The sequence below is a fragment of the Pseudomonas sp. P5_B2 genome (assembly GCF_056400445.1).
The window spans coordinates 1-12448 of the sequence record NZ_JBFULH010000102.1; the positions used below are offsets into that span (position 1 = coordinate 1).

General features: G+C 59.2%; 12 protein-coding genes. 8 read left to right on the forward strand and 4 right to left on the reverse strand.

All coding sequences use genetic code 11. The features are described from left to right. Window positions 1-116: 116 nt before the first annotated feature. Entirely contained in the window at window positions 117-1619 is a 1503-nt protein-coding gene (locus AC1DRJ_RS11490) for an aldehyde dehydrogenase family protein (protein ID WP_477802239.1), read from the forward strand. Between the two features lie 73 nt (window positions 1620-1692). Beyond that, complete coding sequence (locus AC1DRJ_RS11495) at window positions 1693-2043, forward strand: BON domain-containing protein (protein ID WP_477802240.1); 351 nt, start codon at window positions 1693-1695, stop codon at window positions 2041-2043. A 328-nt stretch (window positions 2044-2371) separates the two neighbouring features. On the opposite strand, the gene ppk2 is transcribed toward AC1DRJ_RS11495, so the two are convergent. Further along, window positions 2372-3289 (reverse strand): polyphosphate kinase 2, encoded by a 918-nt coding sequence (ppk2, locus tag AC1DRJ_RS11500; RefSeq protein WP_477802241.1) that lies wholly within the window; start codon window positions 3287-3289, stop codon window positions 2372-2374. A gap of 198 nt (window positions 3290-3487) precedes the next feature. Here ppk2 and AC1DRJ_RS11505 point away from each other — a divergent pair, with 198 nt between their 5' ends. Continuing rightward, entirely contained in the window at window positions 3488-4423 is a 936-nt protein-coding gene (locus AC1DRJ_RS11505) for a Ppx/GppA phosphatase family protein (protein ID WP_477802242.1), read from the forward strand. A 54-nt stretch (window positions 4424-4477) separates the two neighbouring features. Here the strand turns inward: AC1DRJ_RS11505 and AC1DRJ_RS11510 are convergent, their stop codons facing one another. Both AC1DRJ_RS11510 and AC1DRJ_RS11515 read right to left on the reverse strand, forming a co-directional pair. Beyond that, window positions 4478-5101: a cysteine hydrolase family protein gene (locus AC1DRJ_RS11510; RefSeq protein ID WP_477802243.1), complete on the reverse strand. Its 624-nt coding sequence runs from the start codon at window positions 5099-5101 to the stop codon at window positions 4478-4480. A gap of 78 nt (window positions 5102-5179) precedes the next feature. Continuing rightward, entirely contained in the window at window positions 5180-5623 is a 444-nt protein-coding gene (locus AC1DRJ_RS11515) for a hypothetical protein (protein ID WP_477802244.1), read from the reverse strand. A gap of 239 nt (window positions 5624-5862) precedes the next feature. Between AC1DRJ_RS11515 and AC1DRJ_RS11520 the strand changes: the two genes are divergently transcribed. Then, window positions 5863-6312, forward strand: coding sequence for a cupin domain-containing protein (locus tag AC1DRJ_RS11520; protein ID WP_477802245.1), 450 nt, complete (start codon window positions 5863-5865; stop codon window positions 6310-6312). 119 nt (window positions 6313-6431) lie between these two features. On the opposite strand, the gene AC1DRJ_RS11525 is transcribed toward AC1DRJ_RS11520, so the two are convergent. Continuing rightward, the gene (locus AC1DRJ_RS11525) at window positions 6432-7373 is read right to left on the reverse strand and encodes a class I SAM-dependent methyltransferase (RefSeq protein WP_477802246.1); all 942 of its coding nucleotides are present in this window, start codon (window positions 7371-7373) and stop codon (window positions 6432-6434) included. A gap of 442 nt (window positions 7374-7815) precedes the next feature. Between AC1DRJ_RS11525 and fae the strand changes: the two genes are divergently transcribed. From fae to AC1DRJ_RS11545, 4 genes are all read left to right on the forward strand, one after another. Continuing rightward, window positions 7816-8328, forward strand: coding sequence for a formaldehyde-activating enzyme (gene fae / locus AC1DRJ_RS11530; RefSeq protein ID WP_477802247.1), 513 nt, complete (start codon window positions 7816-7818; stop codon window positions 8326-8328). Between the two features lie 10 nt (window positions 8329-8338). Continuing rightward, window positions 8339-9373, forward strand: a complete 1035-nt coding sequence (locus AC1DRJ_RS11535; protein WP_477802248.1) for an aldo/keto reductase — start codon at window positions 8339-8341, stop codon at window positions 9371-9373. Further along, window positions 9370-10803 carry an NAD-dependent succinate-semialdehyde dehydrogenase gene (locus tag AC1DRJ_RS11540; protein ID WP_477802249.1) on the forward strand — a complete coding sequence of 478 codons (1434 nt, stop codon included), beginning with the start codon at window positions 9370-9372 and terminating at the stop codon, window positions 10801-10803. Before AC1DRJ_RS11535 ends, AC1DRJ_RS11540 begins: the two co-directional genes overlap by 4 nt. 221 nt (window positions 10804-11024) lie before the next feature. After that, the gene (locus tag AC1DRJ_RS11545; protein ID WP_477802250.1) at window positions 11025-12389 is read left to right on the forward strand and encodes an MFS transporter; all 1365 of its coding nucleotides are present in this window, start codon (window positions 11025-11027) and stop codon (window positions 12387-12389) included. Window positions 12390-12448 lie beyond the last annotated feature (59 nt).

Here is a 12448-nt window from a genome sequence, read left to right on the forward strand (position 1 = left end):
TCACCAAAGGGCCCCCTCGCCACAGGGCTCACTCCCGCAGGGGATTAGTGGTGAATGACGCTCCGGACAATTTCCTATACATTTTCCGGCCGCCCCCTGCATGGTGAAATCGCTTCATGTCTCTTGCGCTCGAACGTCTAGTCGCTGGTACGCCGATTCCTTTTGCCGGTAACCGTGTCACGGTGGTCAGCCCCGAACTGGCCGCGCGCTTTCTGCCCGGCGACCACCTGCTGGTGGAGCAGGTCAGCGGCGAATTGTTGCTGATTCCGGTGGCAGACCAGCAAGCGGCCAGCGTTGCGATCGAGCGTGCGGAAGCAGCGTTCAGCGCGATGTCGGCGGTGTCGGATCAAGCAATCAGCACCTTTTTCGACCTGTTTGCCCAGCGTCTGGAAACCCCGCAGTGCTGGGACTTGATCGCGGCGGCCAACCTTGCCGACATCGAACGCGCCAAGGCCCGTGGCCGCTCCACCACGCGCTTGCTGGCGGATGAACGCATGCGCAGGGACATGATCGCTGGCCTGCGCGCCTGGCGGGATGCGCCCGCCTCTCGGGGCAAGGTGCTCAGTTGCGTCGAGCATGACGGCTGGAAAGTCGAGCAAGTGGTGTCGCCGCTGGGCATTGTCGCGTTTGTCTTTGAAGGCCGGCCGAATGTGTTCGCCGATGCAGCTGGCGTCCTGCGCACCGGTAACACCGCTGTGTTGCGAATTGGCAGCGATGCATTGGGCACCGCTCAGGCCATCGTCACTCATGCGTTGAATCCGGCACTGAGTGATGCCGGGTTGCCGGTCGGCGCGGTGTCGCTGGTCGAAAGCGTCAATCATGCGGCCGGTTGGGCGATGTTCGCCGACCGGCGTCTGTCCTTGGCCGTGGCCCGGGGTTCGGGGCGTGCAGTCAGCCAATTGGGCAGCATCGCCCAACAGGCCGGCACCGCCGTCAGCCTGCACGGCACCGGTGGCGCCTGGCTGATCGCCGACAAGGAGGCCGACGCGACTCGCTTCGCCGCCGTGGTGCGCAATTCTCTGGACCGCAAAGTCTGCAACACCCTGAACGTCTGCCTGATCCAGCGCGATCGCGCCTTTGAGCTGGTGCCGCTATTTCTCGATGCGTTGCAACAGGCCGGCAGCGCGCGGGGCCAGGGCTGCAAGCTGCACATTGTCGAAGGCAGCGAGGTTTATTTGCCGGCGCTATGGTTGAACGCGAGCGTCGAGGTATACCGCGCCGAAGGCTACCGGACCGAGGCAATGGCTGAGCCATTGCCAGAGGATCAATTGGGCCGCGAATGGGAGTGGGAAGAAACCCCGGAAGTCAGCCTGATGTTCGTTGACGACCTGGACCGCGCCATTGCCTTGTTCAATCGCTACAGCCCACAGTTCACGGTGTCATTGATCAGTGAAGATGACGCTGCGCATGAGCGTTTCTACAACGCAGTCAACGCCCCGTTTGTCGGCAACGGCATCACTCGCTGGGTCGACGGGCAGTACGCGTTGAACAAGCCGGAGCTGGGACTTTCGAACTGGGAGAGCGGTCGGCTGTTTGCTCGCAGCGCGATTCTCTCGGGAGATGGCGTGTTCACCATTCGCAGTCGCATGACGCAGACCGATTTGTCGGTCAAACGCTAGGTATTCCGACCGCGGGCAAGGGGCGCACTATAATTAAGGTGTTTGCTCCTTCGTTCCGAAAGAGGGATACACCATGAAACTTCGTTCCTTCGAGCAGTATTCACATCAACTGGAAGCGGTCGCTCACGATACATGGCTGACGACACGGGTTAAGTCGACCCTGGCCATGGCCGAGCCCACCCTTGCCATGCACATTCACGTCAAAACCCATGCCGGCACGGTGGCCTTGAGTGGTCGGGTCAACACCCATCGGCAATGTGAGCAGGTTGTTGCTCTGACCCGTTCAGTTCAGGGTGTTGTCGACGTCGATGCCAGGGAATTGCTGACTCACGTGTTTATGCCAGGCAGCTATCCCGAACCGCCCAACGCCGAAGAAAGTGCTGAACATCGGTCTCAATCGTCAACTAAACCGGACGACAAATGACCAGGGCGATTCTATTAAGCAGCGCTTTCGTGAGCCGGGAGCGCTTGCACCGGGGCAGTTGATCACGCGGCTTCAGCGACACAAAGATGCGGCACGTTACGCTAATGCCGATCAGTTAAGCCTTAACGCGAACCGAATGCAGGCTTCCCCAGCTGCTACAAACTTCGGTTCGGCTTAACTGATCGGCATTAGCCCGTTACGCGGCTTTTTCATGGGCAAAAAAAAGCCGCCAGTAAAGGCAGCGAAAAAAACACGCGTTGTGTGGTGTCAGTATCGTGGTAGCAAGGTTACAAAATGATGACGAAACGGGGCACTTGCCCCGTCGGCGCTAATAAACTTGCGGCACAATCAGGTCCGGTGGCGTCGGGATGCGCAAGTAGTCTCCCTGGCGCACGCGTTCCGGTAATTCAATCCTCGGTGATTCGACTTCTTCATACGGCATCTGCCCGAGCAGGTGGTGGATGCAGTTGAGTCGGGCCTGTTTCTTGTCGTTGGCCTGCACCACCCACCACGGCGCTTCGGCGATGTGGGTGCGCTCGAGCATGATTTCCTTGGCCTTGGTATAGGCTTCCYAACGACGGCGGGACTCCAGGTCCATCGGGCTGAGTTTCCATTGCTTGAGCGGATCATGAATGCGGCTGAGAAAGCGCAGGTGCTGTTCCTGGTCGGAAATCGAAAACCAGTATTTGATCAGCTGGATGCCGGAGCGGGCGAGCATCCGTTCAAATTCCGGTACGGTGCGGAAAAATTCTTCGTATTGGTCGTCGTTGCAAAAACCCATGACCTTCTCAACGCCCGCTCGGTTGTACCAGCTGCGGTCAAACAGCACGATTTCACCGGCGGCCGGCAGGTGCGAGACGTAGCGCTGGAAATACCATTGGGTCTGTTCGCGGTCGTTGGGTGCGGGCAGGGCGGCGACCCGGCAGACCCGAGGGTTAAGGCGCTGGGTAATGCGCTTGATCACACCGCCTTTGCCCGCCGCATCGCGTCCTTCAAACAAAATCACCACTTTGTGCCCGGTTTTCACCACCCAGCTTTGCAGCTTGACCAGTTCACCCTGCAAGCGGAACAGCTCGCTGAAATAGCGACGTCGTTGTTCTTTTTCGCTGCTGTCACCGACGTGCTCATCGAACAGCGCGTTGAGGTCGTGTCCGTCCTCCATCAACTCCAGTTCCAGCTCTTCGTCGCTGTGATCGAGCAACTCACGATGGATACGTTGAATCAGGGTGTCGTTGTCTAAAAGCATGGTCAGAACTCCCGACGAAGGTGGAAGTGATCATGCTAGGCCTGGGGATATGACGGAAAAGTGACGATGAGGGCGTAGTGAAAAAAAACCTGGTGTCATATTGGTGTCACCTAACCCATGGCAGGATCCTCGCAAACCGACTTGAATGCCCAGCGGAACTCCCTCCGCGGGCCGATGAAATTGCCAGGAATCCCCGCCATGAAAGGAGATGCCTCCCTGTTTGCCGCCATTGACCTGGGCTCCAATGCGTTTCGCATGATGATTGGACAGTCGGTCAAACGAAACCAGAAATGGATGATTCAGGAGGTGAAAACCCTGCGTGAACCTGTCCGTTTGTCGGAAGGTTTTCAGGGCGGTACGCTGGACGAAATGGCGCTGGATCGTGGATGGCAAGCGCTTTCGCGATTCGGCAAAAAATTACGCGGCTTTGAACCCGGCCGGGTAAGGGCGGTGGCAACCAGTGCGGTTCGCGAAGCCGACAATGCACAACTGTTCCTGGCCAGCGCCGAGCGTCACCTCGGGTTTCGGATTGATGTGATTTCCGGGCATGAAGAAGCGCATCTGGTGTACGCCGGTGTGACCCATTCGATCCCTAGTCCGCAAAGCATGCGACTGGTCGTGGACATCGGTGGTGGGTCCACCGAGTTGATTCTGGGGCAGGGCGCTCAACCGTTGTTGACCGAAAGCATTGCCATTGGCAGCGGTACTTTTGGTGCGCGTTATTTCTCCGGTGGCTGCATCACCGCCCCGGCGCTGCTGGAGGCGGAGCGTGTGGCCACGCAGCAGTTTGAAACAGTGGCGCGGCGTTACCGTGCCTTGGGTTGGCAGCAGGCCATCGGTTCTTCAGGGACGGCACGCATGCTCGCCAAAGTGCTCAAGGCCAACGGGATGAACGACGATGGCGAAAGCGGCATCACCTACAGCGGTCTGCTGCGCCTGTCGTTGCGCCTGCTGGAAGTGGGGCATGTCAAACAGCTCAAACTGGCCGGCCTGCAAAACCATCGCTTGAGCACCTTGCCGGGTGGGCTGGTGGTGATGCTGGCAGCGTTCAAGGTTTTCGGTATCTCGCATATGACGCCTTCGGAGGCGGGGTTGAGGTTCGGGGTCCTGCATGGCTTGATCTCCAGGCATTGAACCTCGAACTGCTCAGTAGTCACGGCCACGCCACTGCCGCGAAGTCCGGTTCGATCAATGATTCAAGGTATCGATCAGTTCTGGCGTGGTCACAATGGCGTGGGCGAATGTCGGGCCGTTCAGCTCATGGGCCGCGTGCATCATTTCCGGTTTGAAAGCAGCTGTGGCGTCGCGCACCAGTGTCACGTGATAGCCCAGTTCCACCGCGTAACGGGCGGTGGCCTCGATGCAGGTATTGGCCAGCAGGCCAGCGATGATCACGTGGGTGATGCCTTTTTGCTTGAGGCGAAAATCAAGGTCAGTGTTGGCAAAACCGCTCGATCCCCAATGTTCCTGAACGACGATGTCGCCGTCCTTTGGCGCGAAATCCGGGTGCCAGTCGCCGCCCCATTCTCCGCGAGCAAAGTGATGCATGTGCATGACCTTGCGCTGGGTGGGGCTTGGGTGATCCCAGCCCTCGTAGTCACCTTGTTCCCAGCGACGGTGCGGCACGATGATCACCGGAATGTCGAGGGAGCGGACAGTGCGGTCGAGTGCTCGCAAGTTGTCGAGCAGGCCGACTTGCGCGGCGATCGGTGCGATAAGCGGATAGATTTTACCGCCTTCGGATAGGAAATCGTTGTAAGGATCGACGAGCAGGTAGGCGGTTCTGCCGAGGGGATAGAGTGTTTTTGGCATGGCTGTTTCCTCCAAGTGGCGATTGTTGAAAAAAACGTTCCCGCACAACAGGCGGGAACGCATCGAAGTCCAAAGGCTTCAGCTTAGATTGCCGCAGTAAATGTTCTGGTGACCATCAGCGGGATTTTCCCGCACCACCAAGGCATAGCCACCGGCTCGAAGTGTCTCGACAGGCACCGGCGCGCTTTTCCAGAAGTACTGCATCGCTGTGGATGAATAGAACCGCGCATTCGGTCCGTCGTTCATGTCATAGGCCGGTTTTGAGCCCAGACTGGCGCAGCTTCCGGGGTAGATGTAAGCCATCAAGCGACCGGGCAATGCGCTGCCCATGGGTTCACCGCTGACGGCAAACCAGAACTCGGTCGCATTACCTTTGGGCATCATGATGGGCCGGGCGATATTCCCGGCATTGACGGGCGTAGCGTGCAGAGGAACGTTGGTTATCTGACTGTCAGGCACTGTCGAACACCCATAGAGCCACCCGACCGCCGCCACCAACGTCAGCGAAGAAACGATTTTCATCGTGAAACTCCCGCTTGTGAGGACGCGTTGAAGTGATCCCCCTGTCAATTTTAGCTGTCTGGTGACAGAGGCCATGTCTTCGGATGGTCGGTCCTGGCGCAGGGTACTTGTATCGCAACGTATCCCCGATGCCGACAGCCAACTTCGCATACAAAACCATGGGGTATGCGACACAAGCGAGATACACCGCCCCCTCTAAATGAGCACACCGCATCGGCGGTCATCATTGGAGAATTGCGATGTCCCGTATCACTTCTCGCAACACCCGGCTCGGCATCGCGCTAGCCGCTGTCACACTGGTTACCTTCGCGGGTTTTTCGCAGGCTGGCGAAGCAAGCCATGAAGCGCAGCCTGGCAAAAGTTGGCAGTCCGGCATCCACCGCACGGACCTGGTGCATCAGGACCTGGATGTCCCCGAGCGTGAGGTGATACAGGTGCGTGTGGATTTCGATGCCGGCGTGGTCTCGCCCAAGCATTCGCATCCCGGGGTGGAAGTCGCCTACGTCATCGACGGCACGTTCGAGTATCAATTGGAGGGTCGGCCACCGGTCACGCTTAAGGCCGGCGATTCGCTGTACATCCCCGCAGGTACGGCGCATGTGGCGAAGAATGTTGGTGGCGGCAAGGCGTCAGAGCTGGCGACGTACATTGTGAAGAAAGGCACGCCGCTGCTGGTGTTGGAGGAGTAAATCAGTGTGGGGGTGAGCCTGTTCGGGCAGCGTTCCGACGAGCGATTTATCATTCAATATGGATATCGGTTGACCCACCGCAATCGCGAGCAAGCTCGGCTCCTACAGGTAAAGAGGACTCAATTTCCCAGTTTGAACACCAGCGCCTTCAAGCCGCATTCAACGTCTGCATCCGGAAACTCCGGAGGATTCTCCAGCCGCTGTTCAAAGCGCAGGCTCGGAGCCTCACGCATGACGCCGTCGATGAGGAAGTCAGGCCCGAACGCCGGGTCGTTCATGCAGGCCAGTACCGTGCCCTCAGGGCTGAGCAGTTCCGGCAACCGGCGTAACACGCGTTGGTAGTCCTTGGTCAGTAAGAAACTGCCTTTTTGAAAGGACGGCGGATCGATGATCACCAAGTCATAAGGCCCTTTGCCAATCACCTTGCCCCAGGACTTGAACAGGTCATGGCCGAGGAAGCTGACCTGGCTCAAATCGTGCCCGTTGAGTCGGTGATTATCGCGACCCCGGCTCAGGGCCGGGCTGGACATGTCCAGATTGACCACGTGCTTGGCGCCACCCTCGATGGCGGCGACCGAGAAGCCGCAAGTGTAGGCAAACAGGTTCAACACACGCTTGCCCTGGGCATGGGCCCGCACCCAGTCGCGGCCGTAACGCATGTCGAGAAACAGGCCGGTGTTCTGTTTGCGGCCCAGGTCCACGCGGTAACGCAAGCAGCCTTCGGTGATGGTCATTTCATCGATCACCTCGCCCAGCAACCATTCGGTGGTGCTTTGCAGCAGATAACGATGCTGCAGCAACAACGTATGCGCACCGGATTGTGCCCACTCGGGTGACTGGGTGATCTGCATCAACAGTTGTTTCAAATCTTCCAGCTGCGCCGCTTCCGGCTCTTTGAACAGCGCGACCAGCACCACGCCCTGCAGCCAGTCGACAGTCAACTGCTCCAGCCCCGGCCAGCAGCGGCCACGGCCGTGAAACAGCCGACGGGTTTCTGCGGGGGCCGTTGCCAGGGCCGTCAGCAGGTGGGCGTGGAGGGTGGCGAGTGCGTCTGAGTTCATCGGGCTGGGGTCGGCAATTTGAGGGGGCGGCATTTTAACCATAATTGTGCAGCGCTATCTCTCAATAACACAGACAACCTGATCCCTGTGGGAGCGAGCCGGCTCCGGGCGGCGTTCCGACGAAGGCAGTGTGTCACTCAACATCAATGTTGAATGTGCCGGCCTCTTCGCGAGCAGGCTCGCTCCCCCAGGTTTCATAGGGTATGACTTGAACTCATGCCCTCATGATTTTTAATGGTTACAGCCCCGCAAACCCCCAGTGTTAAAAAATCGCAAACCAGCTCATCAACAACAAAAAAGAGCGTTTGCAACCATGACTCATCATCACTGCCTGTCTTCGCCAGCGACCTGCTGCGCTCTTCGAACCCCGACATTGACCATGCCAGGCCCGCAGCCTGCGTGCGTTTCTGATCAACCCAAATTCCCTGAAGAGTAACGACTCATGAAAGAACTCGACCTGTACATCGGTGAAGGTTTCGAAGGCCCGGGCGTGAACGCCGCGCACATCAACATTCTGATCGGCCCGCGCAACGGCCCGGCCGGCCAGGCATTTGCCAACAGCCTGGCGTCGCCAAGCCAGGGTCACTGCCCGTTCATGGTGATCGCGCAGCCGAACATTCCGGTCAAGCCGATGACCCTTTACGTCAATAAAGCCGCGATCAGCAGCGACCTGCACGGCAACGCCACCTGGGGCGCGTCCCAAGCCGGTATCGCCAAGGCAGTGCTTGAAGCGTTGCTGGACGGCACGTTGCCGCCGGAAGCCGAAGACGAGTGGGCCATCGTCACTGCCAACTGGGTCAACCCGGCCTGCGACGACTTGGATGCGGTCTATATGAACAACTACAACGCCTGCCGCACGGCGATTCGTGCAGCGCTGACCGGCAAGCCGGAAACCGCGCAGCTGGCGGATGTGGTCAATCACATCAGCAACCCTTTTTACACGCCAAAAGCCTGAGGTCCGCGCTATGCAATACATTCGTTTGGGCAACTCCGGCCTGCAAGTGTCCCGCCTGTGCCTGGGCACCATGAACATGGGTACCCCGGACTGGAAACCGTGGATCTTTGACGAGAAGAAAAGCGAGCCAATCGTTGCGCACGCGCTGGACAACGGCGTCAACTTCATCGACCTCGCGGACTTCTATTCTGCCGGTGTCGGCGAAGAAGTGGTCGGGCGCATCGTCAAGCGCCTGGCCCATCGTGAGGACCTGGTCATCACTACCAAAGTCGGTTACGGCACCCGCAACGGCATCAACGCCAGCGGCCATTCACGCAAGCACATCATGGACAGCATCGACGCCTCGCTGAAGCGCCTGAACATGGATTACGTCGATGTGTTCATGCTGCATTACTTCGATGTGAACACCCCGGTCGAAGAAACCATGAGCGCGATGAACGACATCGTGCGCTCCGGCAAAGCGCGCTACATCGGCGTCTCGACCATGCTCACCGGGCAACTGGCGAAGATTCTCATGGCTTGCGAGCGCAACGGTTGGGTCAAGCCGATCAACATGCAGCTGCAACTGAACTGCGCCTACCGCGAAGAAGAGCGCGAGATGATCCCGTTCTGCCGCGATCAAGGCCTCGGTGTCTCGGTGTTCAGCCCGCTGGCCCGCGGCTTGTTGACCGGCGACGTACAGTCGACCCGCAACCAGACTGACTTCTTTACTCAGCAGATGTACAGCGACGAAGCCTCGTTCCAAATCGCTCATTCGGTGCAACGCGTGGCCCGTGCTCGCGGCGTGTCCAACGCACAAATCGCCCAGGCCTGGGTGGCCAACCATCCGGGTGTGGATTGCATGCTGGTGGGCGCAGACACCACCGAGCAGTTCGACAGTGCACTGGCCGCGCTGGATACCAAGCTCGACGCTGAAGAACTGCACGAGCTGGAACGCAATTACACCCCATGCGACGTGATCAACGATTACACCGCTGGCAAACGAATTTTGCGTTCGGCACGTCCAGGTCTGGAACGCTTCACCTTGACTGAGGCTGTGGCATGAGCGCGCTGATTCGCACGGGTAACTTCATCGACGGCCAGTGGTCGTCCGGTGGTCCGACCTACCCGGTGTTTAACCCGGCCAATGGGGAGTTGATCACAGAAGTACAAAAGGCTGGCGCTGAAGAAACCAATCTGGCCATCGAAGCGGCCAACCGTGCGCTACCGGCGTGGCGCAAGTTGACCGCCAAGGAACGCAGCCAGAAGCTCAAGCGCTGGAGCGAGTTGATGCTGAGCAACCAGAAAGATCTGGCGACCCTGCTCAGCCGTGAACAAGGCAAGCCGTTGGCCGAAGCCATGGGTGAAGTGGTCTACGCCGCGAGTTTTCTGGAATGGTTCGCCGAAGAGGCCAAGCGCGCTTACGGCGACGTGATTCCGAGCCACAAGGCCGATGCTCGGATCATCGTGGTCAAGGAAGCCATTGGCGTGGTCGCCGCAATTACCCCGTGGAACTTCCCTTTGGCCATGGTCACGCGCAAGGTCGGCCCGGCATTGGCCGCCGGTTGCACGATGATTCTCAAGCCATCGGAAGAAACTCCGCTGTCGGCCTTTGCACTGGCGGTGTTGGCAGAGCAGGCCGGTATTCCGGCCGGTGTGTTCAATATCGTGTCTGGCGATGCGGTCGCGATTGGGGGCGCGCTGCAAGCGTCGAGCATCGTGCGCAAACTGTCATTCACCGGCTCCACGCGCACCGGCAAATTGCTGATGCGCCAGGCGGCGGACACGCTGAAAAAAGTCTCGCTGGAACTGGGTGGCAACGCGCCGTTCATTGTCTTCGACGACGCTGATCTGGACGCAGCGGTCAAAGGCGCCATGGCCTCGAAGTTCCGCAACACCGGGCAGACCTGTGTCTGTGTTAACCGCTTCTTTATTCAGGACGGCGTCTACGAAGCCTTCACCGGCAAACTCGCAGAAGCCGTGGCGGCGATGCGCGTGGGCAGTGCGCTGGACGGCGAAACCGAGCAAGGCCCGCTGATCAACGCAGCGGCGCTGGCCAAGGTCGAACTGCACGTCGGCGATGCTCTGGAGAAGGGCGCCAAGCTGTTGTGCGGCGGCCGTCGTCATGCGCTCGGCGGTACGTTCTACCAGCCGACCATCCTCGCCGAAGCCAGCAGTGAAATGCTGATCGCGCAGGAAGAAACCTTCGGTCCGGTGGCGGCTTGCTTTCGTTTCAAGGACGAAGCCGAAGTGCTGCAAAAGGCCAACGACACGCCGTTCGGTTTGTCGGCTTACTTCTACAGCCGCGACATCGGCCGCGTCTGGCGCATGGCCGAAGGCCTGGAAGCGGGCATGGTCGGCATCAACGAAGGGATCATTTCCACGGAAGTGGCACCGTTCGGCGGCATCAAGGAATCGGGCCTCGGCCGCGAAGGATCGAAGTACGGTCTGGATGACTACCTGGAAATCAAATACCTGCTGATGGGCGGCCTCTGACCCCCACAGCATTACCCCTGTGGGAGCGGGCTTTTGTGGTGAGGGGGCTTGTCCCCGTTCGGCTGCGAAGCAGTCGCAAAACCTGAGTGCCGGTTGCACTTCGGGAATGCCGGGGCCGCTTCGCGACCCAACGGGGGCAAGCCCCCTCGCCACAAAGGCTCACTCCCACATAAAAGCGATCTGTTTCATTTCTCCGTCAATAACAACAATTGGAGATTTACATGTCCGTACAACCGGTAAAAATCGACGATCTGCCCATCGGGCGCTTTCACCTGAAAATCGCCGGCCTGACCTTCGGCGCGCATTTCACTGACGGCTATATCCTTGGCCTGATCGGTATCGCGTTCACCTTGCTGAGCCCGCAGATGCACCTGGATGCGTTCTGGCAAGGGCTGATCGGTGCTTCCGCACTGATCGGCTTGTTCCTCGGCAGCCTGTTTTTCGGCTGGATCGCCGACAAGGTCGGACGGCAGAAAATTTTCCTGGTCAGCTTTGTGCTGATCACCATCGCCTCGGTGATGCAGTTCTACGCTGAAACCGCCATGGGCTTGTTCCTGTGCCGGGTGCTAATCGGCATCGGGCTGGGCGGTGATTTCAGTGTCGGTCACGCCATGCTGGCCGAGTTCGCGCCGAAGAAGCATCGCGGCGTACTGCTCGGTTCGTTCAGCGTGATCTGGACCTTTGGCTACGTCGCCGCCACGTTCGTCGGCACGGCCATGCTCAGCCTCGGTGATGACGCGTGGCGCTGGATGCTGGCCTCGTCCGCGATCCCAGCGGCGCTGATTCTGATTGCGCGGATCGGCACGCCAGAGTCGCCACGCTGGTTGGTGAACCAGGGCCGCATTGCCGAAGCGCGAGCCATCGTCAAGAAACACTTGGGCGACAACGTCGAACTCGACGAAACCCCATCCACCGAAACCCGTTCCGGCTACGCAGTGTTGTTCAGCCGTGAATACCGCAAGCGCACCGCGTTTAACTGCCTGTTCTTCGTTTGCATCGTCATGCCGTACTTCGCCATCTACACCTTCTTGCCGTCGATTTTGCAGAAGATGGGCCTGGCGGAAGGCTTCGGCACTGAGCTGATGTTGAACATGCTACTGATCCTCGGCGCACTGATCGGGATCTGGTGCACGATCAAATTCTCGCGCCGCGGGTTCTTGATCAACTCCTTCATCATTCTGGCCGTCTCGTTGTTCACGTTGGCGGTGTTGCCGAGCAGTGCAGCGTTCTTGATGGTGCTCGTGTTCGGGCTGTTCACCCTGGTGTTGTCGGCGGTGAGTAACCTGGTGGGCGTGTTCCCAGCCGAGAGCTTCCCGACTGAAGTACGGGCCAGCGGGATTGGCCTGGCCACGGCGGTAAGCCGGTTGGGCTCAGCGATCAGCACGTTCCTGTTGCCGGTGAGTGTGGCAGGGATTGGCTTGAGCCCGACGATGGGGATTCTTGCGGCGATTCTGGCTCTGGGGGCGTTGCTGTCCTGGGCCTGGGCGCCGGAAACAAAATCACTGACATTGAGCCAGGCGTGCAAGGCGCAGAGCCCGGTGGAAGGGGGTGCAGCGGTGGCGGTGAAAATGGCTTCTTCGGTCTAAGGAACTATCACATATCCAAATGTGGGAGCGGGCTTGCTCGCGAAGACGGAGTGTCAGTC

What these genes read in the sequence shown, in the direction of transcription:
- AC1DRJ_RS11525 (WP_477802246.1), bottom strand. Translation starts at nt 7,373, where the DNA reads ATGAACTCAGACGCACTCGCCACCCTCCACGCCCACCTGCTGACGGCC.
- AC1DRJ_RS11535 (WP_477802248.1), top strand. Translation starts at nt 8,339, where the DNA reads ATGCAATACATTCGTTTGGGCAACTCCGGCCTGCAAGTGTCCCGCCTG.
- AC1DRJ_RS11520 (WP_477802245.1), top strand. Translation starts at nt 5,863, where the DNA reads ATGTCCCGTATCACTTCTCGCAACACCCGGCTCGGCATCGCGCTAGCC.
- AC1DRJ_RS11490 (WP_477802239.1), top strand. Translation starts at nt 117, where the DNA reads ATGTCTCTTGCGCTCGAACGTCTAGTCGCTGGTACGCCGATTCCTTTT.
- AC1DRJ_RS11495 (WP_477802240.1), top strand. Translation starts at nt 1,693, where the DNA reads ATGAAACTTCGTTCCTTCGAGCAGTATTCACATCAACTGGAAGCGGTC.
- AC1DRJ_RS11510 (WP_477802243.1), bottom strand. Translation starts at nt 5,101, where the DNA reads ATGCCAAAAACACTCTATCCCCTCGGCAGAACCGCCTACCTGCTCGTC.
- AC1DRJ_RS11505 (WP_477802242.1), top strand. Translation starts at nt 3,488, where the DNA reads ATGAAAGGAGATGCCTCCCTGTTTGCCGCCATTGACCTGGGCTCCAAT.
- AC1DRJ_RS11515 (WP_477802244.1), bottom strand. Translation starts at nt 5,623, where the DNA reads ATGAAAATCGTTTCTTCGCTGACGTTGGTGGCGGCGGTCGGGTGGCTC.
- fae (WP_477802247.1), top strand. Translation starts at nt 7,816, where the DNA reads ATGAAAGAACTCGACCTGTACATCGGTGAAGGTTTCGAAGGCCCGGGC.
- AC1DRJ_RS11545 (WP_477802250.1), top strand. Translation starts at nt 11,025, where the DNA reads ATGTCCGTACAACCGGTAAAAATCGACGATCTGCCCATCGGGCGCTTT.
- AC1DRJ_RS11540 (WP_477802249.1), top strand. Translation starts at nt 9,370, where the DNA reads ATGAGCGCGCTGATTCGCACGGGTAACTTCATCGACGGCCAGTGGTCG.